We start from the raw sequence: 20,181 nt of genomic DNA on the forward strand, positions 1-20,181 counted from the left end.
TTCTCTTTTTCTTCATTTAGACAGACGGGTAGAACAGTCTATACTCCATTCTTACCCATGTGAAAAAGTGTGTAAACTTTAATTCCATGTGAAATAATCGGAATTGTGAAGTATGTGTGAATCCGTGAAGGGGAATGTGTGGACACACAAAAAGAGAGGGGTTTCCCTCTCTTCGACTTATCGCGGATCCATCGCCTCGGCGAGCAAGTCCGCCAGGTGGACGGCCCGCATCGACGGTGTGCCGTGTTCTTGAATCCCGAGTTGCATTTGCAGGTGACAGCCGGGGTTAGACGTCACGATCGTCTGAGCGGACGTGTCGCGGACGTGGCCCATTTTCATCTCTAAGATGTCGTTGGCGATACGGGGTTGGAGCAGATTGTACACCCCGGCCGAGCCGCAGCAATGGTCGGCATGTTGTTGCTCGACGAACGTCGTCCCTCGGATCGCCTGCAGCAACACCCGCGGGGCGAGCGCTCCTTTTTGTACGTTCCGGAGGTGGCAGGAGTCTTGATACGTGATGAGTTGGTCCGGGAGGGTGAGCGTCACACGGTCGAGGAAGCCGACCTCGATTAATACTTGCGCGAAGTCTTTGATCTTTGCCGTGAACCGCTCGGCCCGATCCTTCCATGCCGGGTCGTCGTGGAGCAAATGGTCATAGCCGAGGAGGAACGCCCCGCACCCGCCGGCGTTCGTGATGACGAAATCGACGTCGAGTGACTCGAACGCCTCGATGTTTCGTTTCGCGAGCACGACGGCCCCGGGCTGTTCGCCGGCATGTCCATGGAGGGCGCCGCAACACTGTTGGCTTTCCGGGATGACGATGTCACACCCCGCGGCTTGGAGCAGTTTGATCGTGTTCGCGTTCGTCTCGTAAAACATCGTGTCCATCAGACATCCGCTGAAGAAAGCGACGCGAGCCGTCGTCGTCCCGGTCGCTCGGACCCGGTCAGGTCGCCGCACCCGTTCCGTTCGCGCGGGAACGGCCGGCAAGATCGCCTCCATCTTCTGCAGCTGGTCCGGGAACCAGTCGAGGATACGGAGCTTGCGGGTGAGCGTCTGGGCCCCGGATTGTTGGTAAAAACGGAGAAAACTCGTCGCCGTTTGCATCTTCGACTTGTTCAAGAACAGTCCGTCGAAGACGACTTTTCGGATGACACGCTCGCGCACGTCCATCTGGCCCGTCGCTCGTTTATGGACGGTGATGGCGGCGCGCGCATCTTCTAACAAGACGCTATAACGGACGCCGGCCGGACATGCCGGTTCACAGGCGAGGCACCCGAGACATTCGTTGAGCGTTTTCTCGACGCCGTCGTCCGGCTCGATCAAGCCGTCGACGACGCCTTTCATGATGGCGATCCGTCCGCGCGGGGACGCCGACTCGTCTTTCGAGCGGATGTACGTCGGGCACGTCGGGAGACAAAAGCCGCACCGCATGCAGCCGAGCATCTCCTCATAGTCAAGCGTCCCGGCCATGCGAGAGGCGAGTTCAGGTGTGTGTTTCATGAGCGGCCCCCTTGCGTAATGCGTTTTTTCGCCGCTTTGGCGAACATCTTTTGCGGGTTCATGATCCCGAGCGGGTCAAAGGCGAGCTTGATGCCTTTCATGACCTCGATGCCGACCGGGCCGAGCTTCCATTCGAGGTAAGGAGCTTTCATCGCCCCGACGCCGTGCTCGCCGGTGATTGTCCCGCCGAGCTCGAGTGCCGCGGCAAAGATGTCGGCAAAGGCGGCCTCGACGCGTTCCATCTCTTCGTGGTCCCTTGCGTCGGTCGCGACGGTCGGGTGCAGGTTGCCGTCCCCGGCATGGCCGAACGTGGCGATCTCGATTTCATACTTTCGGCCGATCGCCTCGATGCGCCGGACCATCTCGGCGATCTCGCTCCGAGGGACGGTCGCATCTTCCAAAATCGTCGTCGGACGTAGCCGGGCGAGCGCGGACAAGGCGGTCCGACGGGCGTAGCGCAGCGTCTCGGCGTGCACTTCGTCCCGGGCGACTTCGACGAGCGAGGCGCCTTCGGCGAGACAGATGGTTTGCATCGCCTCGATATCGCGCCGGACGACTTCGGCCGGTCCGTCTTGTTCGAGCAGCAGGAGCGCGCCGACGTCAGTCGGCAAGCCGATGTTCGCATACGCCTCGACGACTTCAATCGTCTTTTTGTCCATGAACTCGAGCGTGGCCGGTATGATGCGATTCTCGATGATTCGACTGACCGTCCGTGCCGCGCCGTCTAAATCGTGGAAATGCGCAACCATCGTCTGTTTCGTCTCGGGGAGCGGGATGAGTTTGAGCGTCGCCTCGGTGATGACGGCGAGTGTGCCTTCCGAACCGACGAGCAGTCGTGTCAAATCGTATCCGGCGACGTCTTTGGCGAGCTTGCCGCCCGTGCGGAGCACCTCGCCGCTCGGGAGCACCGCCTCGAGGGCGAGAACGTAATCGGCCGTCACCCCGTATTTCAATCCGCGCAAGCCGCCGGAGTTCTCGCTAATGTTGCCGCCGATCGTCGAGATTTTCATCGAGCTCGGGTCCGGCGGGTAAAACAGCCCCTTCGCCTCGACGGCCTCGGCCAACCGGGCGGTGATGCAGCCGGGCTCGACGGTGACGGTCAAGTTTTTCTCGTCGATCTCGACGATCCGGTCCATATGACGAAAGTCCATGACGAGGCCGCCGGCGAGAGGCGTCGTGCCGCCGGCTAAATTCGTTGCCGACCCGCGGGCGATGACCGGGACACGATACGTGTTGCATAGCCGTAAGGCGGTCTGTACGTCTGCGGTCGAGCGGGGAGCGACGACGGCGTCCGGCATCGCTTGGTAATTGGGGGTCGCGTCGAACGAATAGGCGAGCCGTGTCGTCGCGTCGGAGAAGACGATATCGCCCCCGAGTTCATTCCGTAATTGATCGAGCCAGTCCATAATACATCCTCCTGACACGCATCCGTTGCATAGCGATGCGGGCGTCGGTTCCGAAAGTCACAAAATCGACACAAATTTAGGTAGCGCTTACATCGTAATCGTAGCGATTCGAATTGGGATTGTCCACCCATTCCCCGTTGATAGGAGGGGATTTCCAGGCTTTGAGCACACGGAAAATCGACTGTGACATACATCACGATAAATTCCGCACAACCCCTCGACACGGTAAAACGGGTATCGGTATACTGAAACAGGGCGATGTAAACGATTTCAAAATCGGGTCAACGCCCGTTTCAAAATCTTTTGTGAACGTGCACCGTTTGCCGTTGTGTTTTCCAAAACGTGGAGGTATAACTGAACTATTCTTCATCTTGTTCGCTTTGTGAAATGTTATCAGTTCAACATTTTTATTTCACCGTTTCTTCATACTTTTTTAAAATTTAGCGATTTTAATTTAGTTTGTGAATCGGGTAAAAGCCTTGATACGACTTGCTTTAAAGCGCTTTTATAATTGTGAAATTCATTGACTTCTTATGCCATTTCCATTACTCTGAACTTGTGTGACTTTTGATGGTCATGCGAGTGTGAATCGACCAAGATGAAGGACAAGCTTCCTAGAGAGAAAGGGGGAGTAGGATGGCGAAAAAAGACAATCGTTACCTATCCTATGCCTCGCTTGCCTCCCAAATCTCGACCGCGCTTGCTGGACCGATTGTCATTGGGTATCTCGTCGGCCAATATGGAGCGAGACGTGAAATGTGGGGTACGTTTGGTTGGAATGTGTCGGTGCTTCTCGGCATGGCGTTCGGGATCACGGCGCTTGTTCTCACCCTGCGAAGTTTATTGACGGGAGAGAACGAATGAATCTACAACAAGTGCAAGCAGACAGAAAAGCACAAAAAGAGCTGATGAAACGCTATACGAAGTGGTTTATCGGATGGTTCGCCATTCTCCTCGTCGGAGCGCTCATCGCCCCTATGTACAAGCCGGTCTTTCTCGGATTGTTCCTAGGCGGGGTCGCCAGCTTGATCATTCTACATATGCAGAATCGAAGCGTCATTCGCATGTATGACGTCATCGAACATGGGCGACGCCCGAAATCGCACGGGACTGTTTCAAGGATGGCAGTCGGTGCGTTAGCCGTGATAGTCGGTCTCTTCTACGAGGACCGAGTATCGCTCATTGCGGTGGTAACTGGTCTAATCGCCGGCCACATCATACAATTTGGCGAGTTCACACTTGCCCAGCTCAGCAGGAAAAGAGGTGAATAATAATGGGTCATGAGTTTCCCACCTATTCTCTACAACTTGGAGATTACACGTTATATGGGAGCTGGACGAACGTCATCACGGTGCTGATCGCTTCACTGCTCGTCTTCACGTTCGCCGTCTGGGGGACACGACGCTTGGCAATGAAGCCGACAGGCAAACAGAACTTCATGGAGTTCTTTGCAGAATTCGTACGAGGGGTCATCTCGAGTGCGATGGACTGGAAGACCGGCGGACGCTTTATCGGGTTTGGAATGACGTTGATTTTGTTCATTCTATTCTCAAACTTAATGGGTCTACCGTTTAACGTCATTTCCGGTCACTACTTATGGTTCAACTCGCCGACGGCCGATCCGTACGTCACATTGGCGTTGTCGACACTCGTCGTTGCAATGTCGCACTACTACGGGGTGAAGTTGCACGGGTTGAAACACTATTCGGCAGAGTTCGTCAAACCGGTCTGGTTCTTGTTGCCGATCAAGCTCATCGAGGAGTTCGCGAACACCTTGACGCTCGGTCTGCGTCTTTACGGGAACATCTTTGCCGGTGAAATCATGATTACCATCATCTTGGGACTCGCAATTACCGCACAAGGGGCGCTAAACCCGCTCGGTGCTGTGTTCGCAATCTTCCCAATGATTCTATGGCAAGGTTTCTCAATCTTTATCGGGGTTATCCAATCCTACATTTTCCTGACGCTTGCAATGGTGTACATCGGGCACAAAGCTTCAGCCGAGCATTAATTCGCCAAAGCGTTGAACACAAAAAACTATTTACTTAACTTTTAGGAGGAATATACACAATGGAACAAATGAATCTTCTTGCAACAGCACTCGTTATCGGTCTTGGAGCACTCGCGGCAGGTATCGGTAACGGTCTCATCGTATACGGAACAGTACAAGGTCAAGCACGTCAGCCAGAACTCAAAAACGAACTTCGTCAAACAATGTTCATCGGTATCGGTTTGGTTGAGGCCCTCCCGATCATCGGTGTGGCTGTCGGTTTCCTTCTCCTCAACTCTTGATTGCGAGTTAACGAGAACAACGTAAGAGGGAGCACGTCTCCCTCACTTATTTAGTCAAGAGGAGGGTATGCATGGATACGATGATGATTGCAGCTGGTGCTGGCGGCGAAGGCCTCCGCATCCTGGATATGATCTTTACACTTTTCACATTCCTCGTACTCTTGGCCCTGTTGAAGAAATTTGCTTGGGGACCACTCCTTGGAATGATGAGACAGCGTGAAGAGTATGTAGCGAACGAAATTGAGCTCGCTGAAAAGAGCCGCAAAGATGCGGAAACTTATGTCGTCGAACAACGTGAAGCGCTCAGCGCGGCACGTACGGAATCGAAAGAAATGCTTGATTCAAGTCGTCGTCAGGCTGAAGCAGAACAAGCACGCTTGGTGGAGCAGGCGCGTTTGGAAGCCGAACAAATTAAAATCGAGGCTGAGAAAGCGATCGAGCGCGAGCGTGAGCTGGCGAAACAATCGCTTCAGACGGAAGTCGTCACACAGGCGCTTTCGGCAGCACGCCACGTCCTTCGTACGGATCTTAAAGGTGACGAAGCGAAACAACGTGCCCTCGTCACAGACTTCCTGTCAAAAGCGAAAGGTGCTAACTAATGAACGCATCTTTAGCAAAACGCTACGCAAAAGCGCTCTTCGACTTAGCGCGGGAACAAGGCACGCTCGACCAAGTCGAAGCGGAAGTGCGTCTGCTCGATGAAGTGCTCCACGCGACACCTGAACTGATGGACCTCTTAACGAATCCGGCAGTCAAGGACAGCGAGCTTGCACAGCTTTTGAAAGATAGCTTTGGTGATATGACGGCAATCGTCGTGAACACACTTCTCGTCATGGTCGAGAACGACCGTGCGAGCGAAGTTCGCGCGTTGCCGCGCTACGTCCGCGAATATGCGAACGATTTCCGCGGCATCGCAGAGGGGTTCGTCACGAGCGCCTACCCATTGTCGGCAACGGACTTAAAAGAAGTCGAACTCATCTTCGGTCAGAAGATGGGCAAGACGCTTCAATTACAGAATGTCGTCGACGAAGACGTCATCGGTGGACTTCGCGTCCAAATCGGTTACACGACGTACGATGATACAATCGAAACTAAACTGACACGCCTCGAGCGTGAACTGTTGAATGCGTAAGAAATAGGGGTGAATTCAATGACGATCAAAGCTGAAGAAATTAGCGCCCTGTTAAAAGAGCGAATCGCTTCGTACGGCTCTGAAATCGAAGTCAGTGAGACGGGTACAGTCATTCAAGTAGGTGACGGGATCGCACGTGCACACGGACTCGATAACGTTATGGCGGGGGAGCTCGTAGAGTTCTCTAACGGCGTAATGGGCTTGGCGCAAAACTTAGAAGAAGGTAACGTCGGGATTATCATCCTTGGCGACTACAAAGGCATTAAAGAAGGCGACTCGGTAAAACGTACGGGTCGCATCATGGAAGTACCGGTCGGTGAGGCGCTCCTCGGACGCGTCGTCAACCCGCTCGGACAACCGATCGACGGTCTCGGACCGATCGTGACGGACACATACAACCCGATCGAGCGTAAAGCTTACGGCGTTATGGCCCGTAAGTCGGTTCACGAACCGCTCCAAACTGGGATTAAGGCGATTGACGCCCTCGTACCAATCGGTCGCGGTCAGCGTGAGCTCATCATCGGTGACCGTCAAACTGGTAAGACTTCGGTCGCGATCGATGCGATCATCAACCAAAAAGAAGAGAACATGATCTGTATTTACGTCGCGATCGGTCAGAAAGAATCGACTGTCCGTGGCGTAGTTGAGACGCTCCGTCAAAACGGCGCCCTCGATTACACGATCGTCGTTTCGGCATCGGCTTCACAGCCTGCCCCACTTCTTTACCTCGCACCATTCGCTGGGGTATCGATGGGTGAGTACTTCATGGACCGCGGACAACACGTCCTCGTCGTGTATGATGACCTCTCGAAACAAGCGGCAGCTTACCGTGAGCTCTCGCTTCTTCTCCGTCGTCCTCCAGGCCGCGAAGCCTACCCAGGGGATGTCTTCTACCTCCACTCACGCCTTCTTGAGCGTGCGGCGAAGTTGAACGACGAACTCGGTGGCGGCTCGCTTACAGCACTTCCGTTCATCGAGACGCAAGCGTCGGATATCTCGGCTTACATCCCGACGAACGTTATCTCGATCACAGACGGTCAAATCTTCCTTCAGTCGGATCTCTTCTTCTCTGGGGTACGTCCTGCGATCAACGCCGGTCTTTCGGTATCGCGTGTTGGTGGTTCGGCTCAAGTGAAAGCGATGAAGAAAGTTGCCGGTACGCTCCGTCTTGACCTCGCGTCATACCGTGAGCTCGAGGCGTTCGCCCAGTTCGGGTCTGACCTCGACAAAGCGACGCAAGCGAAGCTCAACCGTGGACAACGTACCGTTGAAGTCTTGAAACAAGACTTGAACGCACCGCTCTCGGTCGACAAGCAAGTCATTATCATCTACGCACTCACGAAAGGTCATCTCGATGACGTTCCTGTCGAAGACATCCGTCGTTTCGAAAAAGAAATGAACGCATGGCTCGACCAAAACCGTGCCGATCTCTGCCGTGAAATCCGTCAAACAGGAAACCTTCCTGCGGATGAAGCGATGGTCGATGCAATCACGGAATTCAAAAAGACGTTCTCGCCATCGGTTTAATCCGGTGACGAGCGTCTATTAAGGTGGTGAATCGAAATGGCATCATTACGTGAGATCCAGATGCGGATCACCTCGACCCAAAGCACGAAGCAAATCACGAAAGCGATGAACATGGTGTCGGCCTCGAAATTGAACCGCGCTCAAGGGAGCAACGCCAACTTCAAGCCGTACATGACCAAGTTGCAAGAAGTCATCTCGTCGATTGCCGGCGGTACTTCAGGCGCAACACACCCGATGCTTCAAGTTCGTCCCGTCAAACGGACCGGATACATCGTCATCACGTCAGACCGCGGACTAGCTGGTGGATACAACGCCAGCGTCCTTCGCGACGTGTATCGCGAATTGAAAGCGAAACACGATTCAACGGACGAGTATCGTCTGTATGTGATCGGGAAGGTCGGCGTTCAGTTCTTCAAGGCACGGAACATTCCGGTGTACAGTGCCATGACAGGATTGAACGACCAGCCATCATTCATTGAAGTCGCGGAGATCGTCAAGCAGACGGTCGGCGCGTTCAGTGAAGGCGAGATCGATGAGCTGAAGCTTTGCTACAACTCATTCATCTCTGTTATTAGCCAAGAAGTGAAAATCGATCGACTGCTCCCGCTTGGGAATATCGAACAGACCGCATCGAATGTGATGTATGAATACGAACCAGAAGAAGAAACGATCTTAGCGGCGCTCCTCCCGCGTTATGCGGAAGGACTCATCTACGGCGCGCTCCTCGATGCGAAAGTATCGGAGCATGCGGCCCGGATGACGGCGATGTCGAACGCGACAGACAACGCGGATGAACTCATCCGTGGACTCAAGCTCAAGTTCAACCGCGCGCGTCAAGCGGCGATCACACAAGAAATCACAGAGATTGTCGGAGGTGCGGCTGCGCTTGAATAAGCGCACGCCCTCTAGATTGTAGGAGGCTAACACGATGAACGAATACGGCATGAAAGGCCGCGTAGTCGCAGTCATGGGCCCAGTTATCGACGTGAAGTTCGACAACCACTTACCGAACATCTACAACGCCCTCAAAGTCACGCACGTGGCAACGTCGGCGGAAGACGTAAGTGTCGACTTGACGCTCGAGGTGGCGATCCACCTTGGGGATGACACGGTCCGTACGATTGCGATGGACTCGACGGACGGCGTTCGCCGCGGCATGGAAGTACTTGACTTAGGCACACCGATTTCGGTACCAGTAGGGGAAGAGACGCTCGGTCGTGTCTTCAACGTCCTCGGTAACCCGATTGACGATAAAGAAGTATCACCGACAGTGCGTCGTTCACCGATTCACCGTCAAGCACCGACGTTCGACGAGTTGTCGACGAAGGTTGAAATTCTCGAGACAGGGATCAAAGTCGTTGACCTTCTCGCCCCTTACATCAAAGGTGGTAAGATCGGTCTCTTCGGTGGTGCCGGTGTAGGGAAAACCGTCCTCATCCAGGAACTCATCAACAACATCGCGCAAGAGCACAGCGGGATTTCTGTATTCGCAGGAGTCGGTGAGCGTACGCGTGAAGGAAATGACTTGTTCCACGAGATGACGGACTCAGGCGTTATCAAACAAACGGCGATGGTATTCGGTCAGATGAACGAGCCGCCGGGCGCGCGTTTACGTGTAGCCTTGACTGGTTTGACGATGGCGGAATACTTCCGTGATGAGCAAGGACAAGACGTTCTTCTCTTCGTCGATAACATCTTCCGTTTCACACAAGCAGGTTCTGAAGTATCGGCCCTTCTCGGTCGCATGCCGTCTGCCGTAGGTTACCAGCCGACACTCGCGACGGAAATGGGTATGCTTCAAGAGCGCATCACGTCGACAGCTAAAGGATCGGTCACATCGATCCAAGCGGTTTACGTACCAGCCGATGACTATACTGACCCGGCTCCAGCGACAACGTTCGCTCACCTTGATGCGACGACAAACCTTGAGCGTCGTCTCTCGGAGATGGGGATCTACCCAGCCGTTGACCCGCTCGCTTCGACTTCACGTGCCCTCTCGCCTGACATCGTCGGACCAGAGCACTACGAAGTAGCCCGTGAAGTGCAGCAGACGCTCCAACGTTACAAAGAACTCCAAGACATCATCGCCATCCTCGGGATGGACGAGTTGTCTGAAGACGACAAGCTCACGGTTCACCGTGCCCGTCGCATTCAGTTCTTCTTGTCACAAAACTTCCACGTGGCCGAGCAGTTCACAGGCCAAAAAGGTTCGTACGTACCGGTTAAAGAGACTGTCCGCGGCTTCAAAGAGATCCTCGATGGAAAACACGATGATCTTCCGGAAGATGCGTTCCGTCTCGTCGGTCCAATCGAAGACGTCATCGAAAAAGCGAAGACGTTGGTCTAAGACCTACGCGGAAGGGGGAAACTAGACGATGAATACTCTTCACGTCAACGTCGTCACCCCGGATGGCGCAGCCTATGAGGGCGAGGCGCGGATGGTGATCGCCAAATCGGTGACCGGTGAGATCGGTATTTTGCCGAAACACATCCCGATGGTGACACCGCTCGACATCTCGATCCTCAAACTGCGCCACGAAGATGGTGGACGCACGCTGATCGCACTCAGCGGCGGTTTCATGGAAGTTCGTCCCGACACGGTGACGATCTTAGCTGAAACAGCCGAAATGGCGGATAAAATCGACTATGACCGTGCTTCAGCGGCAAAAGTTCGGGCCGAGCGTCGTCTTCAAGACACGAAAATCTCGGAAATCGAATTCCGCCGTGCGGAGCTCGCGCTCAAAAAAGCGATCAACCGCTTGAGCATTCGCGAAATGAAAGACTGATACGTTAACCTTCTCACTTCGGTGAGGAGGTTTTTTTGTCGTGTTCCTTCATTATATAGGACTAAAGTCTCGCCGTCGTTTGGGAAAAGCAGTAAAAGACGGACGGAGATGAGCCGATAATAGGAGTGGGAACTACGAAAAAGGAGATAAAGGGATGAAAGTTTACGTTGCGCGCCAACCGATATTTGATCAAAAGTTACGCGTCTGCGGCTATGAACTGTTGTACCGCCGTAGCGAGAAAAATATATTTGAACACGTCGACGACGCGCTCGCGACCGCCGACGTGATCCATAACGCCTATCTCGTGTTCAACTTTCGGGAGTTGACCGAGGGGACACGGGCGTTCATTAACTTTCCCCAAAATTTGATTGAAGGGGAAGTGCCGGCCTTGTTGCCGCGGCAGTCGCTCGTCGTCGAAGTGCTCGAACACGTCGAGCCGACCGAGAAAGTGCTCGCCGCCCTCCGCTCACTCCGGCGTAAAGGTTACACGATCGCCCTCGACGATTTCGTCTTCGAGGAGAAGTACCGGCCGCTCATCGGTCTCGCTGATATCATTAAAATCGACTATCAAGCGACACCGGTCGATCAACAGAAACGGCTCATTGATGCCCTCGGCCACCGTGTCGAATTTTTAGCCGAGAAGATCGAGACGCCGCTCGAGTATGAGACGGCGAAAAAGCTCGGCTACAAGATGTTCCAAGGTTACTTCTTCAGTCGTCCGACCGTCGTTCACGGGGCCGAGGTGCATCCGCTCCGTCACACGCTCGTCGAAGTGTTAAAAGAACTCGACCGGCCGGAGCCGAACTTCCGCCGCATCGCCGGCCAAATCGAACGAAGCGTCGATCTATCTTACAAGATGTTGCGCTCCGTCAATACGGTGTATCAAAAAGGACGGCATACGATTCAGTCGATCGAACAGGCGGTCGCCCGCATCGGGCTCGATGAGATGAGGCGTTGGTCGTATTTGATGCTCTTACGGGAGATGCAGACGTCGGAGTCGAAAGAGCTGATCAAGCAGAGCGTCATCCGTGGGAAGATGATGGAACTGATCGCCGATGACACGGTGCCGGCCGTCACGCCGTTCGATGCGTTCATCACCGGCATCTTCTCGTCGCTCGACGTCATCTTGGATGAGACGATGACCTCGCTCGTCGCCGAGCTCCCGGTCGAACCGGTCGTCAAAGAGGCACTCCTCGGGAAACGGAACAAGCTACGGGAACTGCTTGACGCCGTGACAGCTTATGAACGTCTGACCGTGCCAGTCGATGAATCGGCGCCGGATTGGTCGCCGTACTATATCCGAGCGATTCAATGGGCGCAAACGTTCGACGAAAAAAGTGAATAATGTTTGAAATTTCGAAGGGACGTCAATTACTGTAATAAGGCCATGCGCCGATGACGTTCCTTTTTGTATGCGGTTTATGGAGAAAGCGAGCTGATCGAATGGACACATTTGTACCCCACCATCACGCTAAGTCTTTTTTTCTCTGTCGCGACATGCTATGATTAAAAATGGTACGAATTTTTGAAAAGAGGGGAATCGTCGATGTTGAACACCGTGTTATCGCTATTTATTTACATCGCAGCGATTTACGTCGCTTGGTGGGCACTCATGCCAGTCAAATGGGACAAGTTGCTCAACCAAGTGAAGAGCCCGCAAGCTGCTGTCTTGCGCGTTCTCGTGGCCGTCGTCTTCGGTTCCTTGATCGCCCAGTTCTTCTTGGAGTATATCCGGTTGGCGCAGGCGCTCGCACCATTACAGTAGGCTGTAAAACGATTACTAAATTGTAATCCTGCTGTAACGTTTCCTATATGTTTATCGTGTAGGATAAACTCGTCTGACATGGCGCCTTTCATCAGAAACTATTATGCTATTATTTCTTGTTTTTCTCTCTGATGAAGTCGTCACGTTTCACAAACCATCGTAGCTATCGACATAACCACATCCGGAATCGGATATCGACGTATAGAACACAAAATTAACGAAGTTGGAGGACAAAGAGAGATATGAAGGATTTGATTGTAGTCCGTGGAGGACGTAAATTGTCAGGTACTGTGCGTGTAGAAGGAGCAAAAAACGCCGTACTCAAAACATTGGTTGCCACTCTATTAGCAAGTGAAGGAAAGTCGGTACTCCAAAACGTGCCGCGCCTCGCTGACGTATACACGATTAACAAAGTACTTCGCCACCTCGGTGCAGAGGTCGCATTTGATGAAGCGAACAATGAAGTCACAGTCGACGCCTCGGGCACAATCAAAGACGAGGCGCCGCTTGAGTACGTCCGTAAGATGCGTGCCTCGATCCTCGTCATGGGTCCTCTTCTCGCTCGTCTCGGTCATGCGCGTGTCGCAATGCCGGGCGGATGCTCGATCGGCTCACGTCCGATCGACCTCCACTTGAAAGGGTTCGAAGCGATGGGAGCGAAGACGGTCATCGGTAACGGTTTCGTCGAAGCATCAGTTGACGGCCGTTTAAAAGGCGCGAAAATCTATCTCGACTTCCCATCGGTCGGCGCGACTGAAAACATCATGATGGCTGCCGTCCTTGCTGAAGGCACGACGGTCATCGAGAACGTCGCGAAAGAACCAGAGATCGTCGACCTCGCCAACTTCTTGAACGGAATGGGCGCACACGTCCGCGGTGCCGGGACAGAGACGATTCGCATCGAAGGCGTGGAGAAGCTCCACGGCGCCGAGCACTCGATCATCCCTGACCGCATCGAAGCGGGTACGTTCCTCGTCGCAGGTGCCATCACTGGCGGCGACATCGAAGTCATCGGAGCTGAGCGCGAACATTTACGTCCGCTCATCTCGAAAATGGAAGAAATGGGCGTCAAATTCGAAGACACGTCGGAAGGCATGCGTGTCATCGCACCGGACGAGTTAAAGCCGGTCGATGTGAAGACGATGCCGCACCCAGGTTTCCCGACAGACATTCAAGCACAAATGATGGCGCTCGTCTTGAAAGCAGGCGGCACATCGGTCATCACAGAAACAGTGTTCGAGAACCGTTTCATGCACGTCGAAGAATTCCGACGCATGAACGCAGACATTAAAATCGAAGGACGTTCAGCCATCATCAAAGGTGGCGTTCGCCTCCAAGGTGCCGAGGTCGTTTCGACTGACCTTCGTGCCGGCGCAGCACTCGTGCTTGCAGGCCTCATTGCCGACGAAGAGACTCGTGTCGGCGACTTATATCATATCGACCGTGGCTACGTCGACTTCCACAAGAAACTTCAAGCTCTCGGTGCTGACATCGAGCGCATCGAAGGAACGGTCGAAGTCGCTGAAGAAATGGTCAACAACTAATTAATAGACTCATAGGAGCGAGGAGATTCTTCTCGCTCTTTTCAATGAAGTAATGAACGGAGGAACCTATACATCATGTTTTCAAAAGATATCGGGATTGATTTAGGAACAGCAAACGTCGTCATCCACGTGAAAGGTCGAGGAATCGTCCTCGACGAGCCGTCTGTTGTCGCCATCAAGCGTTCGACGGGGAAAGTGCTCGCCGTCGGTACGGAAGCGTACCAGATGGTCGGTCGTACGCCAGGTGACATCGTCGCCATCCGTCCGCTCCGTGACGGCGTCATCGCCGATTTCGCGACAACGGAAGAAATGCTCCGTCACTTCGTCGAGAAGATTCAAGTGCGCGGCTTCTTCGGTGGCATTCGCATGCTCATCTGTACGCCGGCGAACGTGACCCCGGTCGAAGCGAAAGCGATCCGCGAAGCAGCTGAAAAGGCTGGCGCCAAAGAAGTGTTCCTCGCCGTAGAACCGAAAGCGGCAGCCGTCGGTTCGGGCATGGACATTTGGAAGCCGGTCGGCCACATGATCGTCGACATCGGCGGCGGCACGACGGACGTCGCGATTCTTTCAATGGGTGATATCGTTTGCGGTGAGACAATCAAAATCGCCGGTGATCGTTTTGATACGGACATCCTCCGCGCCATTAAAGACAAGCATAAGCTCATCATCGGAGAGCGTACGGCTGAACAGATCAAAAAAGAGATCGCGACCGTTTTCCCAGGCGGACGTAACGAGACGATGGACATCCGCGGCCGTGACATGGTACGTGGCTTGCCGCGTACGGTGACGATCACGTCTGAAGAGCTCCGTGAGGCGATGGCCGAGTCGGCAAATGAGATCGTCGAGGCGACGAAACGTGTCCTCGAACAGACGCCGCCAGAACTCGCGGCCGACATCATCGACCGTGGCATCATCATGACGGGGGGCGGCTCGCTCCTCCACGGCATCGACCAGCTCGTCGCCGAGCGTGTCGGATTGCCGGTCATGATCGCCGAAGAGCCGACGCTCAGCGTCGCGCACGGCACGGGTATCATGCTCGAACATTTGGATCGTTTGAAGTAAACCGTAACCTGATTCACGCCTCTGCGTGCGAATCAGGTTTTTTCATTTCCTGGGAAAATGTCTGATACACTAGATTTATCAAAAAGAGAGAGGGGAATCGTCATGGCACCGATTTGTGAATGAATGAGGGCTGTAAAATTAGAACGAATCGGAGGAACATCATGCGACCACTCACATTAATCACCGGTGTCAGCCGCGATAAAGGCATCGGCGCGGCAATCGCCAGAAAGCTTGCGAAAGAAGGACACGACCTCTATCTCACGCACTGGACCCCATTTGACGGGACAGACGGGGTCGGGGCGGAGCCAGATTTCTTTCATCAGTTTGTCGATGAGTTACAGACCTTAGGTGCACGTGTGGCCCATGAGGCGTACGATTTGGCGTCAGGTGACGCAAAAGGGCTGCTCGACCGGATCGAGGCTACACTCGGTGTGCCGAGTCATCTCATCAACAATGCGACGTTCGAGCGCCACGTAAACGTCGACTCATTTACGACCGAGACGCTGCGCGCGCACTACCTCGTCAACAACGAAGGGACGCTAGGACTCACGTTCGCCTTCATCGAGCGATACAAACGAGCCGGGCACACGGACGGACGAATCTTGTTCATGGTGTCGGGTGGACCGGATGCGAACAATCTCGCCTACATCGCGACGAAAGGGGCGCTCATCGCCATCACACCGGCACTCGCGAATGGGACCGGACGCTATGGGATCTCGGTGAACGCTCTCGACCCGGGACCGACAGACTCGGGCTGGATTGATGACACGCTCCACGACCATCTCGTCCCGTTCTTCCCGCACGGTCGCGTCGGTACGCCGGAAGATACGGCCCGCTTCGTCGCGTTCTTGATGGGACCGGACGGGGCGTGGGTCAACGGTCAACATTTGCACGTCAACGGGGGCTTTACTTGCATCGTCAGGCGGAAGTCGGATGAATTTGGGTCGAGCAGGACTAAATACGCCTGTCTGTCTCCTTGTTTGACGGAAGAATAGACAGGATCTGCCGGTTCGCCATCGATGAGGATACGGACGTGTGGATGGTTCTGTGGGACACGGAGTGCATATTGTCCGGGAGGTAACGCAACATCGACCTCATACGTCGCGGTGGCGTGGGGTGTGACATGGGGGACGTTACGATAAGATTGTCGGTCGACGGCGTCAAGCAGACTCGATTGGAAACGCCACGTTCCGTCGAGCCGGGTGATGTGTTCTGTCACTTGCGATTCGGTCAAATCGGCCGAACCCCGGGTGACGGTGGCCGTGCTGTCAATCGTCTGGCCGCGCGTGAGCACTAATCCGCTCGTGATGGCGACGAGAATGATGACGAGCATCAGCCCGATATGTTTACGGGTCATGGGCACATTCCCTTCAGACTTGTGAGTTTCTTGTGAGAAGACAACGGTATACTTATCACATTCCGTCAAAAGGCCGAGGCCTGTCTTGAACGGATGTGACGAATGTCACCTAATCGTACACGAAAACGTCCCGTTTGAATAGCGGGAGGCTTGAATAGAGGAGCAAACACTTAAAGGGAAGAAGGCGAACCATGAAACGTTGGATTGAAGCAAGAATCAGCCGTCAAGTGCTGACAATCTTTTATGTGCTCGTGGCCTTGATTACGTTCACGTCGCTAGGCACATACTTTTATACACAACAAGCGATTAAAGAGACGACCGTCGAACTCGAACGCATCAGTGAACAGCGCTCCCGGGCGACGAACCTGTTCGAGACGTGGCAATCGATGCAATATGAGATGCGCGGCCACGTCTTACTCGGAGAAGATGCGCTCTTGAACGAAGTGCGCGGCGCCCAGTCCCGCATCGATGAACAGACGGCTTGGTTCGAGGAGACGGCTGCCAGCAAAGAAGAGCTGACGTTCGCCAAAGACGCGCGGCTGTTGTTCACGATTTATACGACCCGTGTCATGCCAGGGCTTGAACGGTACGTCATCGCCAAAGCGAATGGCGAGATTGATGAACCGTTCCTTCAGATGGCGACCGTCGGCCAACTCATGCCGAAAAATGCGACGTCGAACCAGACGCGCTTCAAATTGAACTCGAAGAGTGCGGCCGACATGAGCGCGAGCATCGTCGACATGGAATCGGTGTTCACCGATTATCGGGCCGACCTTGATTTTCAGGAGACGTCGCTTCGTGAATCGCTGTCCGAACAGCTCGCGCGCGCACAGTGGATGTGGCTCATGGTCTTACTCGGTGCGGTATTCATTCTGTTCGTGAGTTTGCAGCCGTATGTCGTCCGTTTGACGAAACAACTGCAGGCGCTCATCTCGAACAGTGAACGGCTCGCGCTCGACCCACATGCGACACTCATTCCAATCGAACCGCTCAAAAACGAAGTCGGTCAGCTGTCGAAGGCGTTCAACGAGATGTCGAGCTCGCTTATCGGGCAACACGATGCGCTTGAACGAGAGCGGGAGAAGACGGCCCGCATCTTACACACGATGCGCGATTCCATCGTGTTTGAAGAGTTAAGCAACGGCAAGATGTACGGTAACCAGGCGCTGTTCGATTTGTATGACCAGCCGGTCCCGTATGAACATCGTCAAAGTCTTTACCCAATCGAGACGTTCTATGAGCCGTTCATGAGCCATATCGACGATCGGGAGGCGTTGCTCCGCTTTACAAATCGAGCTCGACGCGAGGGAATATTCGATGAGACGTTTACGTACTCGATGCAACAGGGTAGACGTATCGTACGGATGTACGCCGAACCGATTGAACTGAAGGACGAACGGTTCGGTTTGATGTTTGTCTCACGTGACGTCACAAAAGAGATTGAAATCGATCGCTTGAAGACGGAGCTTGTCGCCACCGTCTCGCACGAACTACGGACACCGCTCACCTCCATCCTCGGATTCACCGAACTGTTGGCCACGCGCCACGTCGACGAGGAGAAGCGGAAACGCTACTTGAGTATGATCAATAGTGAGACGAAGCGCCTCGAGCGGCTCGTCACGGATTTACTTGACGTGCAGAAGATGGAAGCAGGCGCCGACCAGCAAGATTTCAAGGTTGAGAGTCTATATGAGATGTTGTCAGATGTGCTCGAGATACATGCCGGCTCGATGGAGCTGCACATGTTCCACTTTGACTGTGACGAGTCGCTTCAAATTTCCGGGAATCCGGCTCGCCTTCGTCAAGTGTTCTCGAATATCCTGAACAATGCGATTAAATATTCACCCGACGGTGGGAATATCACCGTCAACGTTGAATGCGATGACGACGTCATCCGGGTCGCCATCGAAGATGAAGGAATCGGCGTATCAGAAGAGGATGCCAAACGCTTATTTGAGAAGTTTTACCGTGTACAAAGTGAAGCAAGCCGCAATATTGGAGGCACCGGCCTTGGGCTCGCCATTTGTAAAGAGATCGTCGAATCTCACGGTGGAACGATTTATGCAAAATCTGAATCGGGCAAAGGGACGACGATGGTTGTCGAATTGCCGATCGTCGAATCGTAAAACGAGTTCGTCTCTCAAGCGGAGACGAACTCGTTTTTGTATATCTCAGGCAAACCTAAGTTCGAATGATCGAACATTCACCTAGAATGGCTACGGCTACAATTTCTTGAACTTGTTCTAACACTTCGACTGGACACGTCGTCGTTCGTTTCCACCGTCGGGCCCTCCAGTCGATTGACTTGGCTTGAATGACGTTAATGTAACCTTCTACTGGTAATCCATCGGGTATACGAACAAACAAAGGTCTTTCAGTATGGGTGATTGGGCAAATGATGCAAAATCCAGTTCGATTGAAATCATTTTGGCTAATCACAATCGCGGGGCGCCGTTTTTGAATTTCAGATCCCGCGCTTGGGTCAAAATCGATATAGCCAATCTCTCCGACGAGGGGTCGCTGTAATTGATTCAATGAAGATGACATATTTTTGGCTTCCTTCCAAAAGAAACGTGATGTGTTTACTCTGCTTCCTTGCCTACTTCTTCAAGGATGACCTCGTATAAATCTGCATACGTCTCTTCATTCACATCAGCAAATACGTTTTTCAGGATTTTTGGTTTTTCTAAAGGCGTAAGGATGATCGTTCCGTCATGATGTTGTTGAATGTAAAACTGATCTCCAATGTCCGCAGAAAGCGCCTTTGGTAACGTTACGCCTTTTGAACCGCCTACTTTTCTCACGACGACTTTAGAGCGGTCATTTGTAACTCGACGAGCCATGGCACGTTCCTCCTTCATGAAATACGATTATAAAATAATTATATCATATTATTTATTATCTACTACCGAACATAAATAAATCATAATTATTCTTCATCTTTTTTCAAAAAACGGTGAATGATTCCTTCGTTTGGTACGATAAAGAAAGTAGAACACGTTTGAGGACGAAAGGAAGTCGATCATGTTACGCGGACTATATACGGCGGCCGGTGCGATGAACGCGCTGCAACGCCAGCAAGAGATTTTAAGCAACAACCTCGGCAACGTGCGGACACCTGGATTTAAGGCGTCTAACGGCGTCGTCCGGTCATTCCCGGACATGTTGCTCGCCCAAGTGAGCAACCCCGGCAACGGACGCTCACGGGTACAAGGTCAGGTCGGGACGCTCTCGACCGGGGTGTATCTTCAAGAGACGATGCCGCGGCTCTCGGCCGGCAGCATCTCGGAAACAGGTAGCCCGACGGACGTCTATTTAAAGGCGCCGGCCGGATTCACCGGTGCGCCGATGTTCGCGGTCGAACAAAACGGTGAGACGCTTTACACGACGAACGGCCGTTTCGCAGTCGACGAGGGGCGTTTCCTCCGTTCAGCTGACGGTGGGTACGTCTTGTCGGACGCGGGTGCCCGCATCCAATTGCCGTCAAGCGAATTCACGCTGTCGGCGGCCGGACAAATCACGTCACTCGGGGAGAACGTGGCGACACTCGGTGCCTACCAGATCGATGACTTGGCGACGCTCGAACAGGTCGGCAACGACTATCGTGTGAACGGCGATGCGCCGGAACTTGCGCCTGTCGCGTTCCAACAAGGGTTCATCGAAGAGGCGAACGTCAATCTCGACCAGACGATGGCCGACCTCATGATGACGTATCGCCAATTCGAGGCGAACCAGAAAGTCGTCCAAGCGTATGACAAGAGTGCCGAGCGGGCCATTGAAATCGCTCGGGTTCGATAAGGAGGATTA

The 20,181-nt window shown here is 53.6% G+C and carries 22 protein-coding genes; 17 read left to right on the forward strand and 5 right to left on the reverse strand.

What is annotated here, in order from left to right; all coding sequences use genetic code 11:
• Positions 1-177 precede the first annotated feature (177 nt).
• On the reverse strand, positions 178-1,503 hold the full coding sequence (locus tag P398_RS0104935) for a (Fe-S)-binding protein (RefSeq protein WP_051638868.1): 1,326 nt from the start codon (positions 1,501-1,503) through the stop codon (positions 178-180).
• Positions 1,500-2,909 (reverse strand): FAD-binding oxidoreductase, encoded by a 1,410-nt coding sequence (locus P398_RS0104940; RefSeq protein WP_029334268.1) that lies wholly within the window; start codon positions 2,907-2,909, stop codon positions 1,500-1,502. Before P398_RS0104940 ends, P398_RS0104935 begins: the two co-directional genes overlap by 4 nt.
• Before the next feature lie 636 nt (positions 2,910-3,545).
• Here P398_RS0104940 and P398_RS0104945 point away from each other — a divergent pair.
• The 15 genes from P398_RS0104945 (at position 3,546) to P398_RS0105015 (ending at position 16,012) form a co-directional block, all read left to right on the forward strand.
• Entirely contained in the window at positions 3,546-3,773 is a 228-nt protein-coding gene (locus P398_RS0104945) for a hypothetical protein (RefSeq protein ID WP_029334269.1), read from the forward strand.
• On the forward strand, positions 3,770-4,180 hold the full coding sequence (locus tag P398_RS0104950) for an ATP synthase subunit I (protein WP_024370839.1): 411 nt from the start codon (positions 3,770-3,772) through the stop codon (positions 4,178-4,180). The genes P398_RS0104945 and P398_RS0104950 overlap by 4 nt, the downstream gene beginning before the upstream one ends.
• A gap of 2 nt (positions 4,181-4,182) precedes the next feature.
• A complete protein-coding gene (gene atpB / locus P398_RS0104955; protein ID WP_024370838.1) occupies positions 4,183-4,920 on the forward strand; it encodes a F0F1 ATP synthase subunit A in 738 nt (245 codons plus the stop codon).
• A gap of 68 nt (positions 4,921-4,988) precedes the next feature.
• The gene (gene atpE / locus P398_RS0104960) at positions 4,989-5,201 is read left to right on the forward strand and encodes a F0F1 ATP synthase subunit C (protein WP_024370837.1); all 213 of its coding nucleotides are present in this window, start codon (positions 4,989-4,991) and stop codon (positions 5,199-5,201) included.
• 71 nt (positions 5,202-5,272) lie between these two features.
• Positions 5,273-5,800, forward strand: coding sequence for a F0F1 ATP synthase subunit B (gene atpF, locus P398_RS0104965; protein WP_029334270.1), 528 nt, complete (start codon positions 5,273-5,275; stop codon positions 5,798-5,800).
• Complete coding sequence (locus tag P398_RS0104970; RefSeq protein ID WP_029334271.1) at positions 5,800-6,333, forward strand: F0F1 ATP synthase subunit delta; 534 nt, start codon at positions 5,800-5,802, stop codon at positions 6,331-6,333. The genes atpF and P398_RS0104970 overlap by 1 nt, the downstream gene beginning before the upstream one ends.
• Before the next feature lie 18 nt (positions 6,334-6,351).
• Complete coding sequence (atpA, locus tag P398_RS0104975) at positions 6,352-7,860, forward strand: F0F1 ATP synthase subunit alpha (RefSeq protein ID WP_024370834.1); 1,509 nt, start codon at positions 6,352-6,354, stop codon at positions 7,858-7,860.
• A 36-nt stretch (positions 7,861-7,896) separates the two neighbouring features.
• The gene (atpG, locus tag P398_RS0104980; RefSeq protein ID WP_024370833.1) at positions 7,897-8,754 is read left to right on the forward strand and encodes an ATP synthase F1 subunit gamma; all 858 of its coding nucleotides are present in this window, start codon (positions 7,897-7,899) and stop codon (positions 8,752-8,754) included.
• 34 nt (positions 8,755-8,788) lie between these two features.
• Complete coding sequence (atpD, locus tag P398_RS0104985) at positions 8,789-10,207, forward strand: F0F1 ATP synthase subunit beta (RefSeq protein ID WP_034798906.1); 1,419 nt, start codon at positions 8,789-8,791, stop codon at positions 10,205-10,207.
• Positions 10,208-10,235: 28 nt separating this feature from the next.
• Positions 10,236-10,646: a F0F1 ATP synthase subunit epsilon gene (locus P398_RS0104990; protein ID WP_024370831.1), complete on the forward strand. Its 411-nt coding sequence runs from the start codon at positions 10,236-10,238 to the stop codon at positions 10,644-10,646.
• Positions 10,647-10,800: 154 nt separating this feature from the next.
• Complete coding sequence (locus P398_RS0104995) at positions 10,801-11,991, forward strand: EAL and HDOD domain-containing protein (protein ID WP_034798908.1); 1,191 nt, start codon at positions 10,801-10,803, stop codon at positions 11,989-11,991.
• Positions 11,992-12,192: 201 nt separating this feature from the next.
• Positions 12,193-12,411 carry a DUF1146 family protein gene (locus tag P398_RS0105000; RefSeq protein WP_024370829.1) on the forward strand — a complete coding sequence of 73 codons (219 nt, stop codon included), beginning with the start codon at positions 12,193-12,195 and terminating at the stop codon, positions 12,409-12,411.
• Between the two features lie 242 nt (positions 12,412-12,653).
• Positions 12,654-13,955 (forward strand): UDP-N-acetylglucosamine 1-carboxyvinyltransferase, encoded by a 1,302-nt coding sequence (gene murA, locus P398_RS0105005; protein ID WP_029334273.1) that lies wholly within the window; start codon positions 12,654-12,656, stop codon positions 13,953-13,955.
• A 75-nt stretch (positions 13,956-14,030) separates the two neighbouring features.
• The gene (mreB, locus tag P398_RS0105010; RefSeq protein WP_024370827.1) at positions 14,031-15,017 is read left to right on the forward strand and encodes a rod shape-determining protein; all 987 of its coding nucleotides are present in this window, start codon (positions 14,031-14,033) and stop codon (positions 15,015-15,017) included.
• 161 nt (positions 15,018-15,178) lie between these two features.
• Positions 15,179-16,012 (forward strand): SDR family oxidoreductase, encoded by an 834-nt coding sequence (locus tag P398_RS0105015; RefSeq protein ID WP_051638869.1) that lies wholly within the window; start codon positions 15,179-15,181, stop codon positions 16,010-16,012.
• Here the strand turns inward: P398_RS0105015 and P398_RS16780 are convergent.
• A complete protein-coding gene (locus tag P398_RS16780; protein ID WP_147287388.1) occupies positions 15,898-16,374 on the reverse strand; it encodes a hypothetical protein in 477 nt (158 codons plus the stop codon). The genes P398_RS0105015 and P398_RS16780 overlap by 115 nt on opposite strands.
• Positions 16,375-16,565: 191 nt before the next feature.
• On the opposite strand from P398_RS16780, the gene P398_RS0105020 reads away from it, so the two are divergent.
• Positions 16,566-18,500: a sensor histidine kinase gene (locus tag P398_RS0105020; protein ID WP_029334275.1), complete on the forward strand. Its 1,935-nt coding sequence runs from the start codon at positions 16,566-16,568 to the stop codon at positions 18,498-18,500.
• A 55-nt stretch (positions 18,501-18,555) separates the two neighbouring features.
• Here P398_RS0105020 and P398_RS16550 read toward each other — a convergent pair whose 3' ends face one another.
• Together P398_RS16550 and P398_RS0105025 are read right to left on the reverse strand one after the other, a co-directional pair.
• Positions 18,556-18,921: a type II toxin-antitoxin system PemK/MazF family toxin gene (locus tag P398_RS16550; RefSeq protein ID WP_081828276.1), complete on the reverse strand. Its 366-nt coding sequence runs from the start codon at positions 18,919-18,921 to the stop codon at positions 18,556-18,558.
• A 35-nt stretch (positions 18,922-18,956) separates the two neighbouring features.
• Positions 18,957-19,217, reverse strand: a complete 261-nt coding sequence (locus P398_RS0105025; RefSeq protein ID WP_029334276.1) for an AbrB/MazE/SpoVT family DNA-binding domain-containing protein — start codon at positions 19,215-19,217, stop codon at positions 18,957-18,959.
• Between the two features lie 181 nt (positions 19,218-19,398).
• On the opposite strand from P398_RS0105025, the gene P398_RS0105030 reads away from it, so the two are divergent.
• Entirely contained in the window at positions 19,399-20,172 is a 774-nt protein-coding gene (locus P398_RS0105030) for a flagellar hook-basal body protein (protein WP_029334277.1), read from the forward strand.
• Positions 20,173-20,181: the final 9 nt, after the last annotated feature.

This window comes from Exiguobacterium aurantiacum DSM 6208 (assembly GCF_000702585.1).
GTDB lineage: Bacteria > Bacillota > Bacilli > Exiguobacteriales > Exiguobacteriaceae > Exiguobacterium > Exiguobacterium aurantiacum.

Coding starts and splice junctions, on each gene's coding strand:
- P398_RS0104935 (WP_051638868.1), bottom strand. CDS start 1,503: ATGAAACACACACCTGAACTCGCCTCTCGCATGGCCGGGACGCTTGAC.
- P398_RS0104940 (WP_029334268.1), bottom strand. CDS start 2,909: ATGGACTGGCTCGATCAATTACGGAATGAACTCGGGGGCGATATCGTC.
- P398_RS0104945 (WP_029334269.1), top strand. CDS start 3,546: ATGGCGAAAAAAGACAATCGTTACCTATCCTATGCCTCGCTTGCCTCC.
- P398_RS0104950 (WP_024370839.1), top strand. CDS start 3,770: ATGAATCTACAACAAGTGCAAGCAGACAGAAAAGCACAAAAAGAGCTG.
- atpB (WP_024370838.1), top strand. CDS start 4,183: ATGGGTCATGAGTTTCCCACCTATTCTCTACAACTTGGAGATTACACG.
- atpE (WP_024370837.1), top strand. CDS start 4,989: ATGAATCTTCTTGCAACAGCACTCGTTATCGGTCTTGGAGCACTCGCG.
- atpF (WP_029334270.1), top strand. CDS start 5,273: ATGGATACGATGATGATTGCAGCTGGTGCTGGCGGCGAAGGCCTCCGC.
- P398_RS0104970 (WP_029334271.1), top strand. CDS start 5,800: ATGAACGCATCTTTAGCAAAACGCTACGCAAAAGCGCTCTTCGACTTA.
- atpA (WP_024370834.1), top strand. CDS start 6,352: ATGACGATCAAAGCTGAAGAAATTAGCGCCCTGTTAAAAGAGCGAATC.
- atpG (WP_024370833.1), top strand. CDS start 7,897: ATGGCATCATTACGTGAGATCCAGATGCGGATCACCTCGACCCAAAGC.
- atpD (WP_034798906.1), top strand. CDS start 8,789: ATGAACGAATACGGCATGAAAGGCCGCGTAGTCGCAGTCATGGGCCCA.
- P398_RS0104990 (WP_024370831.1), top strand. CDS start 10,236: ATGAATACTCTTCACGTCAACGTCGTCACCCCGGATGGCGCAGCCTAT.
- P398_RS0104995 (WP_034798908.1), top strand. CDS start 10,801: ATGAAAGTTTACGTTGCGCGCCAACCGATATTTGATCAAAAGTTACGC.
- P398_RS0105000 (WP_024370829.1), top strand. CDS start 12,193: ATGTTGAACACCGTGTTATCGCTATTTATTTACATCGCAGCGATTTAC.
- murA (WP_029334273.1), top strand. CDS start 12,654: ATGAAGGATTTGATTGTAGTCCGTGGAGGACGTAAATTGTCAGGTACT.
- mreB (WP_024370827.1), top strand. CDS start 14,031: ATGTTTTCAAAAGATATCGGGATTGATTTAGGAACAGCAAACGTCGTC.
- P398_RS0105015 (WP_051638869.1), top strand. CDS start 15,179: ATGCGACCACTCACATTAATCACCGGTGTCAGCCGCGATAAAGGCATC.
- P398_RS16780 (WP_147287388.1), bottom strand. CDS start 16,374: ATGACCCGTAAACATATCGGGCTGATGCTCGTCATCATTCTCGTCGCC.
- P398_RS0105020 (WP_029334275.1), top strand. CDS start 16,566: ATGAAACGTTGGATTGAAGCAAGAATCAGCCGTCAAGTGCTGACAATC.
- P398_RS16550 (WP_081828276.1), bottom strand. CDS start 18,921: ATGTCATCTTCATTGAATCAATTACAGCGACCCCTCGTCGGAGAGATT.
- P398_RS0105025 (WP_029334276.1), bottom strand. CDS start 19,217: ATGGCTCGTCGAGTTACAAATGACCGCTCTAAAGTCGTCGTGAGAAAA.
- P398_RS0105030 (WP_029334277.1), top strand. CDS start 19,399: ATGTTACGCGGACTATATACGGCGGCCGGTGCGATGAACGCGCTGCAA.